Source organism: Acinetobacter sp. 1207_04, assembly GCF_052850415.1.
The window spans coordinates 1-17,530 of record NZ_VXCQ01000014.1 but is presented as its reverse complement, the minus strand read 5'-3'; the positions used below and the strand labels follow the sequence as shown (position 1 = coordinate 17,530).

Genomic DNA, 17,530 nt, shown 5'->3' with positions numbered 1-17,530 from the left:
GAAGATCACCTGAATTTTTAGATTAATGCTGTTTACAGCGAAGCTGATTTTAATTTTGGAAAACGAAATACAATTGCGAGTACCGCAAAAATGGCTAAAATCCAACAGTAATAAATTGAACCAATCAATTCAACAGGAGATATTTTTGCAATTGAACAGGCTAAAAGTAGCTGAGCACCATAAGGAATAATACCTTGAACGACACAAGAAAAAATGTCCATAAATGCAGCGGCACGCTTAGGATCAACACCATAAGCATGTGCGACCTCTCTTGCCATATCACCCGATAAAATAATTGCAACGGTATTATTTGCCACAAATAAATTGGAAAAAATGACTAAAAAACTAATACCAATTTCACCTGCACGCTGTGTACCGACTTTAAATAAACCAGTTAGGACATAAATGCGCTGAATTAACCATTCTAAGCCACCTTCTTTTTGCATAATGGCAGATAAGCCACCTAAGAGCATTGATAGTAATGCGACTTCAAACATGCTCACAAAGCCATCATAAATCGCCGTATTGAATTTGAGCATGCTAAATTCAGGTGTAGAGATTAGTCCTATGATACCTGAGATTAAAACGCCAAGACTCAGTACCGCAAGTACATGCAACCGTGTAAATGCTAAGAAAAAAACCGCAACATAAGGCAAAATTAACCAAATGTTATAAGCTTTATATTCAATGTGTTGTGATGAATGGCTTGAAAATACGTAGATCAATATCGTGATGATTGCAGCAGGTAAGGCAATCCAAATGTTGACTCTAAATTTATCTCGGAGTTCAACATTTAAACTACGAGTTGCAGCAATTGTGGTGTCTGAAATCATCGACAAGTTATCGCCAAACATTGCACCACTCACCACTGCACCAATGGTATAAATTGCGGTTAAATCGGTTGCTTGTGAAAATCCAAAAGCAATGGGTGCACAAGCAGCAATAGTACCCATTGAGGTTCCCATCGCAGTGGCAATAAATGCTGAAATGATAAACAGCATTGGCAAGACAAAGGTTGGTGGAATAATGGATAAGCCAAACTGAACTGTTGCATCGACACTACCAATGGCACTTGAAACACTCGCAAAAGCGCCAGCGAACATAAATACCATAAACATCAAAATTAAATTGGGGTGACTTGCACCTTCTAAAAATTGATCAATCGCATGGTTGAGTTTCTTGCGGTGTAACAGTACTGCTAAAAGTAAGGCAGGAAGAATCGCCACGGGTGCTTTTAATTGATAAAAAGCAAACTCAGTACCAATGATGGTATGGTAAATACCGCTACCTAAAAAGACAGTCAAAAAAACCATCAATGGTAAAAGTGCAATTGCACGAGCTTGTACCTGATGGTGTGGGAGAGTGGACATAAATAAAAAAATTAAAAGAAAACTCATACAGTATAAACAGCTTTTGCTATTTCTTAAAATCGCTTGATTCAGCTCATGAGTCATGTTTTTTTAGTTATTTATTTGATTTAAAACAAAAATGATGATTATTTTTAAAGTTTTAGCTTAGCTGAAAATAGGAAGCTTTGATCATTGTCCTTAGCACTGAAATAGCGCTAAATAATGTCATTGGGTTGTGGTCTTATTTATGTATAAATACGGCTTTGTATTGTGCTACTGTGACAGACTATTCTTTGTGTAAAAAATAGCGTTACAATTAACATTTAAAATGCAACGACTTGTATTTTTACATTAACTCCTCAAGTTTTAACAATTCAAGGAAAGTACACTGCCATGTCACGTTTAGCCACCCGATTTGCACAGCTTAAATCTCAACAGCGTAAAGCTTTGGTTTCTTATGTGATGGCGGGTGACCCACAACCTCATGTAACCGTTCCATTGTTACATCAGATGGTGGAAGCGGGTGTGGATGTACTCGAATTGGGATTGCCATTTTCAGATCCAATGGCTGATGGCCCCGTGATTGCACTTGCCGCAGAGCGTGCATTGGCTGCTGGCACCAATACCTTCGATGCTTTGAATATGGTCAAAGCCTTTCGTGAAAAAGACACCACAACACCAGTTGTTTTAATGGGCTATTTAAACCCTATTGAAGTAATTGGTTATGAAAAGTTTGTGGCATATGCCCATGACTGTGGTGTCGATGGTGTTCTTCTTGTGGATTTACCCCCCGAAGAAGCAAAAGATTTAGATGTTGTATTGCAAAAATATGATATGAATCAAATCTTCTTGCTTGCACCAACATCGACAGATGAGCGTATTGCACATGTGGTTAAACAGGCATCAGGTTTTATTTACTATGTTTCGTTAAAAGGCGTTACAGGTGCAGCAACATTGGATACCGCTGAAGTGGCAGCACGTATTGAGAAAATCAAAACTTTTACTGATATTCCTGTTGGTGTGGGTTTTGGTATTAACGATGCAGCCTCTGCAAAAGCAGTGGGTGCGGTTGCTGATGCCGTGATTGTCGGAAGTGCGTTTGTTAAGCCATTTGCCAACCTGGCACCCGAGCAAGCCGTTGAGCTAGCGGTGAACAAAGTCAAGGAGCTTCGAGCAGCGCTCGATGAGTTAGTATGAATCAAGAAGTGAAAACAGGGAAAACTCTCAGTCCATCAACGCCATGGACAGATCGTTCGATTCCTGGCATTTTAGCGCCAAATCAACAGCAAACCGTTAAAGCTACGTTTACTGAACCAACGATTGAATGCCCTGAGTGCCATGCACTCGTTACACGCACAGCAATGTCATTTAATGCCTATGTTTGTCCATCATGTGATGAACATTTAAAAATGAAAGCACGTGACCGCTTAAATTGGTTCTTTGACAATGTGACGGCTGAGCTAGGTCAAGAGTTTGTTGTAAAAGATCCATTGCAATTTGTGGACAGTAAACCGTATCCATCGCGTATAAAAGAAGCGCAGGATAAAACTGGTGAAACTGAAGCATTGATTGTGATGCAAGGTCAGTTAAAAAATATTCCGATGGTTGCTTGTGCATTTGAATTCGACTTTATGGCGGGTTCAATGGGTACAGTTGTCGGTGATCGTTTTGTACAAGCAGCAGAAAAAGCCATTGCAACAAAACAACCACTCATCTGTTTTGCAGCTTCAGGTGGTGCACGTATGCAAGAAGGCATGTTGTCTTTGATGCAGATGGCGCGTACATCGGCCGTGATTCAAAAAATGAAAGATGCACGTTTACCGTATATCGTAGTACTCACCAATCCTGTTTATGGTGGCGTAACGGCATCATTGGCAATGTTGGGTGATGTACATTTTGCAGAACCTAAAGCTATGATTGGTTTTGCTGGTAAGCGCGTGATTGAGCAAACAGTACGTGAAAAATTGGAAGAACCATTCCAACGTGCAGAATTCTTGCTTGATCATGGTGTAATCGATCAAATTGTCCATCGTCACGCATTACGTGATACTGTATCTCGTATTGTAGCGAAACTGATGAATTTGCCTTGAATGACACTGCACCATTAAGCAATACACCATCAAATATTGATGATTTACAAACATGGCTCAATTATTGGGGTCATGTTCACGTTACGGGAATCGATTTAGGTTTAGAGCGCGTCATTCCCGTGGCTGAACAACTCGGTGTTATGCGCCCGAATGCTAAAGTCATTACGGTTGCGGGCACCAATGGTAAAGGCTCAACTACGACTACCTTGGCGGCTATTTTAAATGCACAAGGTCTGAATGTTGGGCTGTATCAATCACCACATATTTATCGGTTCAATGAGCGTGTCAAATTACTAGGTAAAGAAGTTAGCGATCAAACGCTGATTGATGCCTTCGTTCAAGTTGATCAAGCACGCCGTTTCTGTAATTTAACCTTGTCTTTTTTTGAAGCAACCACTTTGGCTGCTTTTGTTATTTTTAAACAGCAGCAATGTGATGTTTGGGTGCTTGAAGTCGGTCTAGGCGGTCGCTTAGATGTGGTCAATGTAATTGATCCAGATGTTGCTGTGATTACCAATATTGGGCTTGATCATACCGATTGGCTCGGTGACACCATTGAAAAAATTGCATTTGAAAAAGCAGGAATTATTCGTTCAAATATTCCAGTGATTTTTGGTGGTCAGCAAGATATTCCGCAAGCTATTCAAAACAAAGCGGATGAGAGCCAAGCAACACTGTATGCCATTCACCGTGATTATTTTTATAAAGATTCGGAAGACGGTCAAACTTGGAATTTTGCAAGCTCAGGTACAACACTCAAATTGCCTCTAGGCACACTCGCACTTGAAAACATTTCGACCGCAGTCGCAGCAATTTTGGTCAGTGGATTAAATATTTCTCAACAAGCGATTGCACAAGGCATTGTAAATGCGAAGCTACAAGGGCGGTTTGAAGTTCGTCAAATTCAAAATAAAACAGTGATTTTTGATGCCGGACATAATCCGCATGGTGTAGATTTTTTGTTAAAGCAATTGCGAAAATTCTTAGAATACAATAAACAGTACACAGAAGTGATTGCAGTTTTTTCAATGTTGGCAGATAAAGATATTCAATCTGTTGTAGAGTCATTGAAAAACACCGTCAAAATGTGGAAAATTGCGCCAATGACTGTGCCTCGAGCCGCGCCATTGCAACAATTAGAAACAGCGTTGGTCGGTGAAGCAGTTCAACAATTTAATAATGTACAAGCAGCATTTCAGTCAGCCATTGAAGAGACAAAAAATAATCAGCTGATACTGGTGTGCGGTTCGTTTCATACTTTGGAAGCGGTCTGGGAGTATCTGGAAGAATGTCAATGAATAACAAACAACGCTGGATGGGTGGTGTTGTTTTATTGGGTGGTGGCGTTTTATTGGCAGCATTGCTTTTAAAAGGTCAAGAAGAGATTCACCAGAAACAAACACAGACAGTACCAACAGGACAGACTCAGAAAACAAATCAAGTTGCACCTGTGGGTGAAGCTGTTCAGTTGCAACCTTTAACTGTAGATGTCGCAACTGAAAAGCGTTTGCTTGAAGAGCAGAAACGTTCACGTGAGCGTGCAGTTGCAGAGCAAGAAGCTAAAGCAGCAGAATTTTTACGTATGCAACAGCAAGCAGAAGCAGATGCGGCGCGTAAAGCAGCGGAAGAATATGCAGCAATGAATGCACGTCGTAATGCTACGGCTGTTCGTGAGGGTACAGATTTACCACCTGAAATGACTCAAGATGATAAAACCAAAGCACAACAAAAAATAGTTGATCAAAAAAAATTAGAGGCACAGAAAAAGGCCGATACTGAAAAAAAGTTGAATGAGCAGAAGCGTCAAGCGACTGAAGCAGAAAATAAAGCTGCAGAGGAAAAGAAACGTAAGGCTCAGGAAGATGCTAAGAAAAAAGCAGATGCCGATAAAAAGGCTGAAGCAATGAAAAAAGTAGAAGCTGATCGTAAGAAAGCGGAAACAGATAAAAAAGCGGCTGACGAAATAAAGCGTAAAGAGCAAGAAGCAGCAAAAAAGAAAGCGGAAGCTGAGAAAGCCCGTAAGCTATTGGAAGATGGTGACCGTGGTCATAAGCAGTGGATGGTTCAAGTTGCTCTTGCTGCCAATGAAGACAATGCAGATGCCGTAGCTTCAAAGTTACGTGCAAAAGGTTATAAAGTTACGCAAAGCAAAACGTCCAAAGGTATTCGTATTATGGTAGGACCGTCTAAAGACCGTGATGCAGCAGATGTAACACGGAAGAAGATCAATGCAGATGAAAGCTTAGGGATGAAATCTGCATGGATTAATGAATGGACGCCTTTAGATAAACGTTAATATATTTATATAACGTGTTCAATTTAAGATGGATTCGCGAGTTGCTCACGGATCCATTTTATATTTTCGGGGGTAAATAATGCTTCAATATTGCCCCAAATGGGATGAAAACCATAACCACCATGTTTCATTTCATTTAAAGCATCGTCTGTTGACCAATTTTGAAAAATAATTCGATACATCGCAATACTTGCACCTGTACGGTCTGAGCCATGATAGCAATGCACTAAAACTTTCTGATTATTTTGTTCAGCTTTTTGTATGGTCTGCATGACAGCGAGTAAGTCATTACGGTCAATTGCCCATGTATTGATAGGAATATGTACTTGTTGAAAAGGTTGGTTTGCCAATACCGTTTTATCTTTATTTCGATTACGTAAATTAATCACGATATCAATTTTATTTTCTTTGAGTAATGGAATGAGTTCTGCATTTGGTTGTTCACTACGATAAACCATCTCACTGATTTTATAAAAATTACTTTTTGTGTTGAGTAAATTTCCCCATTGGGTTGGGCGTTTGTCTGCAGGTAATGCATCTGTGGTCATACAACCACTGAGCAGTGAGATACTGAGTACAGTTGCACTGAGTATTGGGAACTTAAAGATTCTTGCTGTCTGACGATTAGGGTGAGTTAGATTTGACATATAAAGCCTTATTGCCTTTATTTATTACATGATGAAAAATGACTTCATTTAAAAATTAAGATTGTATATAGCGATAAAGCTCAACGGGATCATGAGCGCAGATAATTTCAATTTCAGGATGCGTACTCGCAAGTGATTGAATGGATTTTAGCGTTTGTATGCGTTGTAAATTATCATAAGCGAATAATCGCTCCGTAATTTCTAAAGCAGGTAGTCTATGTTTTGGATCAAGTTCCAAGTGTGTGTAATAGGCATCACCACAGAATAATAACCAATTGTTCTGCTGTTTAATGGCAATACCACAATGTCCTGCTGTATGTCCTAAAAGAGGAATAAGTAAAATTTCATCTTTAAAGAGACTTAATCCTTGTACATTGCTGAAATTGAACCAAGCATTTGTGGCCATCCGCTCAATAAAATTCCAATGCCGATGTTGTTTAAATTGTTCTTGCCGATAACGCAGTTTATTTTTCCAATGAAATGAATGTGCTGCATTATATTCAGTCGACAGAATATGCACGATTGCATGGGGGAAATCAGATATACCGCCTGCATGATCAAAGTCTAAATGACTGACAAAAATATGTCTGACATCAGTCGGTTGAAAACCGAGTTGTTGAATTTGTGCAATTGCAGTGAGATTGAAATCAAATTGAATGGCGCCCATTCGTGTAACAGTATTGCCTAAGCGTTGTTTCGGGTTTAAGTAGTCTTGAATACCATAGCCTGTATCAACCAATACTAAGCCTTGATCAGTTTCAATGAGTAAGCAATGACAAATGATTTTAGCTTTTAAACCCTTTTGCCCAAAGAGAGGGGCACAGGTTGGACACATAGTACCGCAGTGCAAATGGTGTACGCTGTAGATCATAAGTGATTTATTCTTAAAATGTCTTGATGGTTTTATAACCTGAAATAAACAAGTCACCTAAGCTTTTTGTGATTGTTTTTGTGAAGGTTTTGAGTAACACCCGATGACATTCACGATTGATGGCTAAGTCATCAAAAAGAACCCATCCGAAGATGGGCATTGGAGAAGGTAATCTTTTACTTTTATTGTTTTTACTTGAGATTATTTTTTATTAATTCTTCGATTTAGCTTGTTTTATTAGGTTGCGGAGTCAGTCTTAAGTAAGGTGTGACTGCTGTGTAACCTTGGGGAAAACGTTGCTTGATTTCATCTTCATCTTTTAAAGAAGGTACAATGACGACATCCTCACCTTCTTGCCAATTGGCAGGTGTGGCAACTTTGTAATGGTCAGTAAGTTGTAGCGAGTCAATGACGCGTAAAATTTCATGAAAATTACGTCCTGTTGATGCAGGATAAGTAATGATGAGACGAACTTTTTTGTTTGGATCAATAATTACTAAAGAACGGACTGTTAAAGTTTCACTCGCATTGGGATGAATAAAGTCATACAAAGTCGAGACTTTACGATCTTTGTCAGCAAGAATAGGAAAATTCACCGTTGTATTTTGAGTTCTATTGATGTCTTCAATCCAACCTTTATGTGATTCAACATCATCAACTGACAAAGCAATTGCCTTAACGCCACGTTTTTGAAATTCATCATGCAGTTTCGCGGTATAACCAAGTTCTGTTGTACATACAGGCGTATAGTCAGCAGGGTGTGAAAAAAGAACGCCCCAACTATCACCTAAATATTCATAAAAATGAATGTTGCCTTGACTCGATTGTCGTTCAAAGTCTGGTGCTGTATCGCCAAGTCGTAGTGTCATGTGAGCTACCTTAAAATTTAAAATTGATATTGATGGTTTATGCATTGAATATGGCGTAGTTTTTTTATATTTAAAAATAGTGTTTTTTTCTTTGGTTATACGTTTTATTGATATATTGAAATGATCAGTCATTAATTTTTTAAGCTTTTCATTAACTTCAGCTATGTTATGTGTAGATTAAATTTGCTACATTAATTTGCCTTAGATTTATGATGTGAATGTTGATATAAAGATTTTTTTTACTCGGTTTTGTGCAAAACCCTTGTACTTCAAATTTCAAGCACCATAATATCGTCTGAGAAAAAATTATTTATTCAGCAAGTTTTAGAGAGTTTATATGTTGGCAAGTCTGATCGGAGGAATCTTCGGTACTAAAAACGAGCGCGAACTTAAACGGATGCGTAAAATTGTCGAGAAAATTAATGCGCTCGAGCCGACGGTATCAGCCTTAAGTGATGCAGACTTATCTGCGAAAACTGAAGAATTCAAACAAAGATACAATAAGGGCGATAGCCTCGATAAATTATTACCTGAAGCATTTGCAGTCTGTCGTGAGGCAGGTAAGCGTGTCATGGGTATGCGCCATTATGACGTACAGTTGATTGGTGGTATTACCTTGCATGAAGGTAAAATTGCCGAAATGCGTACAGGTGAAGGTAAAACCCTCATGGGTACTTTGGCTGTATATCTCAATGCAATCAGCGGTCAAGGCGTTCACGTAATTACCGTGAATGATTACTTGGCACAGCGTGATGCTGAGTTAAACCGTCCTCTTTATGAGTTTTTAGGTTTGACTGTTGGTGTAATTTATTCCATGCAGGCACCTTTTGAAAAATCAGAAGCGTATCGTTCAGACATTACGTACGGTACCAATAACGAATTTGGTTTTGACTACCTACGTGACAACATGGTTTTCTCAATGGCTGAGAAAAAACAGCGTGGTTTAATCTATGCGATTATCGATGAGGTCGATTCGATCTTGATTGATGAAGCACGTACTCCGCTGATTATTTCAGGTCAAAGTGAAGATTCATCACAGTTATATGAAGCATTCAACAGCATTCCACCAAAATTACATCCACAGAAAGAAGAAAAAGTTGCCGATGGTGGACATTTTTGGATTGATGAAAAACAACGTTCAGTAGAAATAACTGAGGCAGGCTTTGAAGCTGTTGAACAAGAACTTATTCAAATGGGCTTGTTGGCAGAAGGCGAAAGTCTATATTCATCGGGCAATTTAAACTTAGTACATCATGTGACTGCGGCAATTCGTGGACATTATTTGTATCAACGTAACGTACATTATATTGTTGATGATGGCGAAGTGGTTATTGTCGATGAAAATACTGGCCGTACCATGCCAGGTCGTCGTTGGTCAGAAGGTTTACACCAAGCGGTTGAGGCTAAAGAAGGGCTTGAAATTCAGCCTGAAAACCAAACCATGGCAACTACGACATTTCAGAACTATTTCCGTCTTTATAAAAAACTGTCAGGTATGACAGGTACAGCAGATACAGAAGCTGCTGAAATGAAGGAAATTTATGGTCTAGATGTCGTATTGATTCCGACACATCGTCCAATGGTGCGTGTTGATCAAAATGACTTAATTTATTTGAATCGTAATGGTAAATACAGCGCGATAATCAAAGAAATCCAAAAAATTCACGAAGAAGGTGTTGCACCAATTTTGATTGGTACAGCGACCATTGAAGCCTCTGAAATTTTATCAGATAAATTACTTGAAGCGGGTATTGCACACGAAGTTCTCAACGCTAAACAGCATGAGCGTGAAGCCGATATTATTGCTCAAGCTGGTGCGCCAAAAGCAGTGACTATTGCAACCAACATGGCAGGTCGTGGTACAGACATTCTGCTCGGTGGTAACTGGAAAGCATTACTCGCAAAAATTGAAAACCCAACTGCTGAAGATGAAGCTCGTCTACGTGCAGAATGGGAAAAGAACAATGAAATGGTACTCAGTTCTGGTGGTTTACATATCATTGGTTCAGAACGCCATGAATCACGCCGTATTGATAACCAATTACGTGGTCGTTCGGGTCGTCAAGGTGACCCTGGTGTTTCACGTTTCTTCTTGTCACTTGAAGATGACTTAATGCGTATTTTCGCAGGTGACCGTGTTGTTGGTATGATGCGTGCAATGGGCTTGCAAGAAGATGAAGCTATTGAACACAAAATGGTGTCACGTTCAATTGAAAATGCACAACGTAAAGTAGAAGCACGTAACTTCGATATCCGTAAAAACCTATTGAAATACGATGATGTAAATAATGAACAACGTAAAATTATTTACTCACAACGAGATGAAATTTTAGAAGAAAGCTCACTTCAAGATTATATTGAAGAGATGCATCAAGAAGTCGCAAAAGGTTTAATTGAGAACTTTATTCCACCTGAGTCAATTCACGATCAGTGGGATATTCAAGGGCTTGAAGCAGCACTACGCGAAGATTTAAGTATAGATTTACCTGTTGCTCAATGGCTTGAAGAAGATCGTCGTCTTGATGAGGAAGCATTAGTTCGTCGTATTACGGATGAAATTATTGCCCGTTACCGTTCGCGCCGTGAGCAAATGGGTGCTGAGTCTGCTGCGACACTTGAACGTCACTTTATGTTAGGTGCGCTTGATCGTCATTGGAAAGACCATTTGGCTGCAATGGACTATTTGCGTCAAGGGATTCATTTGCGTGGCTATGCTCAGAAAAATCCTGAGCAAGAATACAAAAAAGAAGCATTTAATCTTTTTGTAAATATGCTTGGTGTGATTAAGTCTGATGTGGTGATGGATATTTCACGTATTCACGTTCCTACACCTGAAGAGCTTGCAGAAATGGAAGCTCAACAGTTGGCACAACAACAAGCGCAAGCGGAAGCAATGCGCTTGAACTTTGGTGCAGAAATGGACTTTGGTGATGAAGTAAATGCTGTTATTGATGGTAATCCAACAATTAACGCGACAGATTTTTCAGCACAGACATTTGAAGTACCTGAAAGTCGAAATGCGCCATGTCCATGTGGGTCAGGTTTAAAATATAAACAGTGCCACGGTAAAATTTAACTTTAGGCTAGATTTGCGCAGAGACATTAAAACAGAGCTTAGGCTCTGTTTTTTCATCTGAACGCTAAGCTATGAATTTTAATTTTTACAACATGTGAATAAGCATTGCAGATTTGATTGGTTAATGTTATTTACTTCTGATTGAAAAATATTTGGGAACACAATGAAAATATTATTAAAAACGATTTTTGCAACAACGTTGACGTTGCCTGCTTTTGCTTTTGCAGATACTGTTCCACAAACGACGACAGTAGAAAAAGTTCAAGCTGCGGCAGGTGTGATGACAGCGCAAGCTGAAGTGAAAAATGACTCAACGACAGTCATTAGTCCACGCACAGGTATCCGTTATACTTTAGGAAATACCAATGGTCGTCCGATCATCTTAAAAACCGCTGCGATTGCACCTGTAACACCAGCAACCGTAAATCGTGTGGTGGCATCGAATCCTGCTTTGTCTGTGTCGAGTCAAGAAAAAGTCAAATTGGCTTTGCTTGATGGTAGCCCTGTTGTTGCTCAGGCACAGCCTCAACAGTAAATCTGTTGTGATTTTTGAATCATCGAAAATATAGAAACCAGCCTGACGGCTGGTTTTTTAGCATTAGACTTTTTGTTTTTGTAGATAAAAAGATGAAAGTCATAGTAAATATGAATGATCAGGGCTTATTGCTCGATTTTTTAATACTTTTCTAATAAGCTGTATTTTTATTCTGATTCTGGACATTCTCAAATGGCTGTTGGTGACGTGTCGATGCCACAAATGCATGTGGTGCAAGGTGTAAAAATTGGTTCTGCTGAGGCGTATGTACGCTATCCAAACCGACGTGACCTCGTTATTTTTGAATTTTCACAAGGCACTAATGTTGCAGGTGTTTTTACTCAGAATGCATTTTGTGCAGCACCTGTGCATGTGTCTAAAAAACATTTAGAAATGGGCAACCCACGCTATCTCATAATCAATACAGGCAATGCCAATGCAGGAACAGGTCAGCTTGGTATGGAAAATGCCAAAGCAACATGTTTTAAGTTAGCAGAAATTGCACAGGTTGAGCCTTTTGAAATTTTACCATTTTCTACAGGTGTAATTGGCGAGCAATTACCAATGGAACGTCTTTTGGGTGGGTTGCAACCTGCCTTAGATAGCGTGAAAGACAATGCTTGGGTCGATGCTGCAACAGGCATTATGACTACAGATACTACGCCTAAAGGTGCATCAGAGCAGTTTGAACTTGATGGTGTAACGTATACCATGACAGGAATATCCAAAGGTGCAGGCATGATTCGTCCAAATATGGCGACCATGTTGGGCTTTGTTGCAACCGATGCACCAGTCAGCCGTGAATTGGTTCAGCAATTGCTTAACACAGCCGTAAATGTATCATTTAACCGTATTACAATTGATGGTGATACATCAACAAACGACTCATGTATTTTTGCAGCAACAGGTCAGGCAGGTGGTATTGAGATGACCTCCGAAGCCGATCCACGTTATGTCATATTGCTTGATGTACTTATTCGAGTTATGAAGCGTTTGGCGCAATTGATTGTACGTGATGGTGAAGGTGCAACCAAATTTATGACTGTTGCTGTTGAAGGTGGTGCAGATACGCAAGAATGTTGCGATATTGCCTATAGCATTGCGCATTCACCATTGGTTAAAACAGCATTTTTTGCCTCTGATCCAAATTGGGGGCGTATTCTTGCAGCCATTGGTTATGCTGGTGTGAAAGATCTTGATGTTGAAAAAATTCAAGTTTGGCTTGATGATGTTCAAATTTGCCGTGATGGTGGTGCAGCAACAGATTATACCGAAGAAGCGGGTGCACGCGTCATGTCACAGTCTGAAATCACCATTCATGTTGATCTTGGGCGAGGGCAGGCAAAAGATACGGTATATACCTGTGATCTATCCTATGATTATGTCAAAATCAATGCAGATTACCGCTCTTAATGCAAAATGTAAAAAGCCTCACTCATGAGGCTTTTTTATAATGGAATGAATTTTGGTGGTGGAATTATCTACAATAACTTCACCAATTGTACAACGCAGGCATGACGCTTGTGATAACGGAAAGAGAAGACCTCGTATGAATGATGCGACCAATTTAATTGCCAATGAAGCAAAATCAATTGTCACAGCACATTTGGATCGTTTAGGGGAGCCAAGGGACAACAGTTTAAGTCCTGAGCTAAAACAGCAGAAGTTTGCTGAGATTAAAGCAGAGCTTGAAAAACAAAATGCGGTACTGGTTGCACACTACTATTGTGACCCTGATGTACAGGAGCTTGCAGAGGCAACAGGAGGGTGTGTATCAGACTCACTCGAAATGGCTCGTTTTGGACGTGATCATGCTGCACAGACGCTTGTAGTGGCAGGTGTAAAGTTTATGGGGGAAACTTCAAAAATTTTATCGCCTGAAAAGAAAGTATTAATGCCAACTTTAGAGGCAACATGCTCATTGGACTTGGGCTGTCCTATCGATGAGTTTAAGGCATTCTGCGATGCTCATCCTGATTATACGGTAGTGGTCTATGCCAATACATCAGCGGCTGTTAAAGCACGCGCAGATTGGGTGGTAACTTCAAGTTGTGCGGTCGAAATTATTGAGCATTTAGACAGCTTGGGTGAAAAAATTATTTGGGCACCAGATCAGCATTTAGGGCGCTATATTCAAAAGAAAACAGGCGCAGAAATGTTACTTTGGGATGGTTCATGTATTGTTCATGAAGAGTTCCGTGCACGTGGCATTGACAACATGAAAGCCTTGTACCCTGATGCAGCTGTTTTGGTACATCCAGAGTCACCTGAATCAGTTGTAGATGTCGCTGACGCTGTGGGGAGTACCTCACAGTTGATTAAAGCAGCACAGACTCTACCGCATCAAACGATGATTGTGGCAACAGACCGAGGTATTTTCTACAAAATGCAACAAGCTGTACCACATAAAACACTTATTGAAGCACCGACAGCGGGAGAAGGGGCAACATGTCGTTCTTGTGCACATTGTCCATGGATGGCAATGAATGAATTAGATGGAATCTTGGATGTTTTACGCAAGGCTGATCAAGAAATATTCGTTGATCCTGCATTGGCAGAGCGTGCAAAGCTACCCTTGGATCGTATGTTGGACTTTAGCGCATCATTAAAACGTTAAAATTGTATAAAAAAACGCTGAAATGCTTGATAAATATACATATGAAGTGTTTTTTTAACTTTTTTTGAAGATAGGTGTTGACGTATTCGAGCGCCACGCCTAGAATGCACACCGTACCGAACGATACTTCGAACGGTACGAAAGCTGAGATGAATCGGAGCATGGCGCAGCTTGGTAGCGCACCTGGTTTGGGACCAGGGGGTCGTAGGTTCGAATCCTACTGCTCCGACCAATTCTTCAAGGCGAGATCTCCAATGATCTTTGATCGTAGGTAATGCGCCTGTAGCTCAGTTGGATAGAGCATCCGCCTTCTAAGCGGATGGTCACAGGTTCGAGCCCTGTCAGGCGCACCATTTGGTCGTTTGATATTATTGAATCTTAAAATGTTGTTATGGTGGTTGTAGCTCAGTTGGTAGAGCCCCGGATTGTGATTCCGGTTGTCGAGGGTTCGAGCCCCTTCATCCACCCCACTTACTGAATAAGTAAGAAATTCGGAGCATGGCGCAGCTTGGTAGCGCACCTGGTTTGGGACCAGGGGGTCGTAGGTTCGAATCCTACTGCTCCGACCATTTTAAGCAAAAGCTTAAATGTAAATTATCCGCTTAAGTGCGGTTTTTTTATGCCTGAAATTTGTGTTTTATTTTGAATGTAGTCTTTAATCATTCATCTTGCTAGCACACGGGTTACTTTCTTTTTTTATAAAATTTATTTTCCAAAGATCTTGCATAAAAAAAGACCCTGATTAGGAGTCTTTTAATTTTAATCATTTGTGTACATTTTACGGAATAATAATTACTGCAACACGTCTGTTGGCTGCGCGATGCTCTTCTGTATTGTTGTCTTCTACAGGTTGGCTTGAGCCACGTCCTAAAATAGTCATATTTTGTTGACTAAAACCACTTTTTTGAAAAATATCAGCCACGCTTTGTGCACGTTGTTCTGAGAGTTTTAAGTTGTATTCAGGATTACCTACATTATCGGTATGACCTGCAATTTTTACTTTATCGAGTTTATATTTGTGCAATTGCAGTGCGAGTCGTTCAATTTCGGTAACGTGATTGGCTTTAATGGTTGAATCATTAAAATCAAAGAGTAGGCGTTCAGGTAAGCCTAAGCTCCAGCCTTCATTGGTTTGCGTAAAACCTTCTTTTTTTAATACTTTAATTTGTTTATGGCTTAAAGGTCCAAAACTTAAACATGCTGTAAGTGAAATGGAGAGTATGGCAAGACATGAGAGTTTAAATATTTTACTGAGCATAACGTATGGAAATCCTAAAGTTAAGAATGATAAATGAACCAATTGTGTTTGACTGATTTTGCTTTATACATGGCTTGATCGGCTTGTGAAATCAAATCTTCAGGTGTATTTGCTTGATTTGAAAAGGATATACCTAAGCTAAAACTAAAATGAATATCCTGCCCTTTATAATGTAATGGTTCTTCGCAGCATTTGAGTAAATTCTCTGCTACTGAGATAAGGTGTTCTGTTTTATACATTGAATGTAGAATGATCGCAAATTCATCACCACCCAATCGAGCTACAAAATCTTCTTGACGGATGTTGCTGCGTAGACGTTGCGCCATTTCTTTTAATACCTCATCGCCAACCAGATGTCCATATTGGTCATTGATCGCTTTAAAATTATTATTATCAATAAACACTAAAGCGGATGAATGGCGTTTTTGATCATCATTATAAATGTTGCAAAGTATTTGGTAAAAAAAGTTACGATTAGGTAATTCGGTTAGATGATCGTGCAGCACTTGATAAGATAATTCGCTATTTTCATTTTGAAGATGCGTGTGCCATGTTTGAATTTCATCTAAAAGTTGATTAAATACGGTATTTACATGATTGAACTCTTTAATATCATTACTTGGAAAGCGTAAATTATAGGCCTTTTGGCTACTTAAAAGACGAGCAATATTAATAATAGGGGTAATAGATTCCATAATATGACGATATGTTGAATTTACCGACCACCATAGGGCAAGAATCATAAATAACATACCAATACATAAACCAAAAAACACCTTAAAAATAAACATCATAATGACATTGGAGCTACCGTATAAGACGACTTTACCGACATTTTTGTCATGATGTTGAACATTCATTGTAATCGCATCGCGTAAAAAGAATTGATCAAACAAGCTTTGTAAATATGAATAATGCTCAATATTTTTTTTGCTTTCAGCGATTTGATTACCTTTTTCATCAAAAACTTGGATTAAGCGAATTGAATGCTGAAGGGTATAGTCGTTAATAATCTGATTCATCGACGCCTGATCTTTAAAAACTAGGCTGGGTTGAATTCGATCTACAGCAGTTTTACTGACTAAAATTAAATTTTGTTTGGCATAAGATTCGACAGTAAAGACAGAGATACTTGCGAGCGTAAATGTACAAATTAAAAACGTAATTGCAAAAATAGTAAACTGAGATTTACGGAATAATGTTTGTAAAGAAGTTGAGCGGTAAAATTTACTGATCACGATAATTTACTCCGCATTTCGAGCTAAAAGTAAAACACGTGGATCCACATGTATTTTACTGCGAGATAAACTGTCTAAGTTTAACTTAAACAATGTCCTTCCCCCTTTTGATGTGTATAGGCAAAATGCGCTGCCAATTTCACACTCGGGATTACTTGAACTAAAAGAAAGTAAATTTTTATTTATGGCGCTATTGATGAGCTGTTGTTCGGTTGCTGCAGTTGTATTGCTAAAAAATACCGCATCGCAATGCACACGTTTGAGTTGAGCTGATGAAATTGTGTTGATGTGAAATTTATAATTATTCTGTTGAGCTAGTGTTGTTAATTCTTTGTTAATTTCGTCATTATCTATAATGCAAATTATAGGTGAATCGGTTTTCCAGCGGACATAGCTGAGTATAGATAGAGTTGTTTCTGAAATATTTTGTGCAGACGTGATTGATGGGAATGAGGCTATAAAAAGCAAAATTCCTATAGATAGAAGTCGTTGAAGTTTGACAATCATTTTCTTCATTTAATTAAGAGTCGTCATTAATAAAGCGATTATGAACTAATTTAATGAAATCTCCAAAATATATAAATAGGGAAAAATCATGAAGAAAAATACAAAAAACAATTGAAATGGATTGATTAATGAACGAATAAATAATATTTATAAATAAAATCAAAAAAAGGGTTGCAT

General features: G+C 39.1%; 15 protein-coding genes and 4 tRNA genes. 12 read left to right on the top strand and 7 right to left on the bottom strand.

All coding sequences use genetic code 11. From position 1 onward, the window contains the following. Nucleotides 1–32: 32 nt before the first annotated feature. A complete protein-coding gene (locus FW754_RS12880) occupies nt 33–1,370 on the bottom strand; it encodes a Na+/H+ antiporter NhaC family protein (protein WP_446324860.1) in 1,338 nt (445 codons plus the stop codon). Nucleotides 1,371–1,742: 372 nt separating this feature from the next. On the opposite strand from FW754_RS12880, the gene trpA reads away from it, so the two are divergent. The 4 genes from trpA to FW754_RS12860 are packed head-to-tail and all read left to right on the top strand — an operon-like array spanning nt 1,743 to nt 5,735. After that, the gene (gene trpA / locus FW754_RS12875) at nt 1,743–2,546 is read left to right on the top strand and encodes a tryptophan synthase subunit alpha (protein WP_409510912.1); all 804 of its coding nucleotides are present in this window, start codon (nt 1,743–1,745) and stop codon (nt 2,544–2,546) included. Continuing rightward, the gene (accD, locus tag FW754_RS12870) at nt 2,543–3,439 is read left to right on the top strand and encodes an acetyl-CoA carboxylase, carboxyltransferase subunit beta (RefSeq protein ID WP_409510913.1); all 897 of its coding nucleotides are present in this window, start codon (nt 2,543–2,545) and stop codon (nt 3,437–3,439) included. The genes trpA and accD overlap by 4 nt, the downstream gene beginning before the upstream one ends. After that, nucleotides 3,436–4,737 carry a bifunctional tetrahydrofolate synthase/dihydrofolate synthase gene (gene folC, locus FW754_RS12865; protein ID WP_446324859.1) on the top strand — a complete coding sequence of 434 codons (1,302 nt, stop codon included), beginning with the start codon at nt 3,436–3,438 and terminating at the stop codon, nt 4,735–4,737. The genes accD and folC overlap by 4 nt, the downstream gene beginning before the upstream one ends. After that, nucleotides 4,728–5,735: an SPOR domain-containing protein gene (locus FW754_RS12860; protein WP_446324858.1), complete on the top strand. Its 1,008-nt coding sequence runs from the start codon at nt 4,728–4,730 to the stop codon at nt 5,733–5,735. The genes folC and FW754_RS12860 overlap by 10 nt, the downstream gene beginning before the upstream one ends. 23 nt (nt 5,736–5,758) lie before the next feature. On the opposite strand, the gene FW754_RS12855 is transcribed toward FW754_RS12860, so the two are convergent. From FW754_RS12855 to FW754_RS12845, 3 genes are all read right to left on the bottom strand, one after another. Next, nucleotides 5,759–6,283, bottom strand: coding sequence for a dual specificity protein phosphatase family protein (locus tag FW754_RS12855; protein WP_446324900.1), 525 nt, complete (start codon nt 6,281–6,283; stop codon nt 5,759–5,761). A 154-nt stretch (nt 6,284–6,437) separates the two neighbouring features. Next, on the bottom strand, nt 6,438–7,253 hold the full coding sequence (locus FW754_RS12850; protein WP_446324857.1) for an MBL fold metallo-hydrolase: 816 nt from the start codon (nt 7,251–7,253) through the stop codon (nt 6,438–6,440). Nucleotides 7,254–7,477: 224 nt separating this feature from the next. Continuing rightward, a complete protein-coding gene (locus FW754_RS12845) occupies nt 7,478–8,122 on the bottom strand; it encodes a peroxiredoxin (RefSeq protein WP_446324856.1) in 645 nt (214 codons plus the stop codon). A 337-nt stretch (nt 8,123–8,459) separates the two neighbouring features. On the opposite strand from FW754_RS12845, the gene secA reads away from it, so the two are divergent. The 8 genes from secA (at nt 8,460) to FW754_RS12805 (ending at nt 14,919) form a co-directional block, all read left to right on the top strand. Then, entirely contained in the window at nt 8,460–11,198 is a 2,739-nt protein-coding gene (gene secA / locus FW754_RS12840) for a preprotein translocase subunit SecA (RefSeq protein ID WP_409510918.1), read from the top strand. Between the two features lie 163 nt (nt 11,199–11,361). Then, complete coding sequence (locus FW754_RS12835) at nt 11,362–11,733, top strand: hypothetical protein (RefSeq protein WP_409510919.1); 372 nt, start codon at nt 11,362–11,364, stop codon at nt 11,731–11,733. Nucleotides 11,734–11,925: 192 nt separating this feature from the next. After that, complete coding sequence (argJ, locus tag FW754_RS12830) at nt 11,926–13,146, top strand: bifunctional glutamate N-acetyltransferase/amino-acid acetyltransferase ArgJ (RefSeq protein WP_446324855.1); 1,221 nt, start codon at nt 11,926–11,928, stop codon at nt 13,144–13,146. 136 nt (nt 13,147–13,282) lie between these two features. Beyond that, a complete protein-coding gene (gene nadA, locus FW754_RS12825; protein ID WP_446324854.1) occupies nt 13,283–14,350 on the top strand; it encodes a quinolinate synthase NadA in 1,068 nt (355 codons plus the stop codon). 155 nt (nt 14,351–14,505) lie between these two features. Further along, nucleotides 14,506–14,582 (top strand) — tRNA-Pro (locus FW754_RS12820). A 44-nt stretch (nt 14,583–14,626) separates the two neighbouring features. After that, nucleotides 14,627–14,703, top strand: a tRNA-Arg gene (locus tag FW754_RS12815). Between the two features lie 41 nt (nt 14,704–14,744). Then, nucleotides 14,745–14,820, top strand: a tRNA-His gene (locus FW754_RS12810). Between the two features lie 22 nt (nt 14,821–14,842). Beyond that, nucleotides 14,843–14,919 (top strand) — tRNA-Pro (locus tag FW754_RS12805). A 209-nt stretch (nt 14,920–15,128) separates the two neighbouring features. Here the strand turns inward: FW754_RS12805 and FW754_RS12800 are convergent. The 3 genes from FW754_RS12800 to FW754_RS12790 are packed head-to-tail and all read right to left on the bottom strand — an operon-like array spanning nt 15,129 to nt 17,362. Beyond that, nucleotides 15,129–15,608 (bottom strand): OmpA family protein, encoded by a 480-nt coding sequence (locus tag FW754_RS12800; RefSeq protein ID WP_446324853.1) that lies wholly within the window; start codon nt 15,606–15,608, stop codon nt 15,129–15,131. Nucleotides 15,609–15,628: 20 nt separating this feature from the next. Further along, the gene (locus tag FW754_RS12795; protein WP_409510923.1) at nt 15,629–16,846 is read right to left on the bottom strand and encodes a sensor domain-containing diguanylate cyclase; all 1,218 of its coding nucleotides are present in this window, start codon (nt 16,844–16,846) and stop codon (nt 15,629–15,631) included. Between the two features lie 6 nt (nt 16,847–16,852). After that, the gene (locus FW754_RS12790; protein ID WP_419346457.1) at nt 16,853–17,362 is read right to left on the bottom strand and encodes a YfiR family protein; all 510 of its coding nucleotides are present in this window, start codon (nt 17,360–17,362) and stop codon (nt 16,853–16,855) included. Nucleotides 17,363–17,530: the final 168 nt, after the last annotated feature.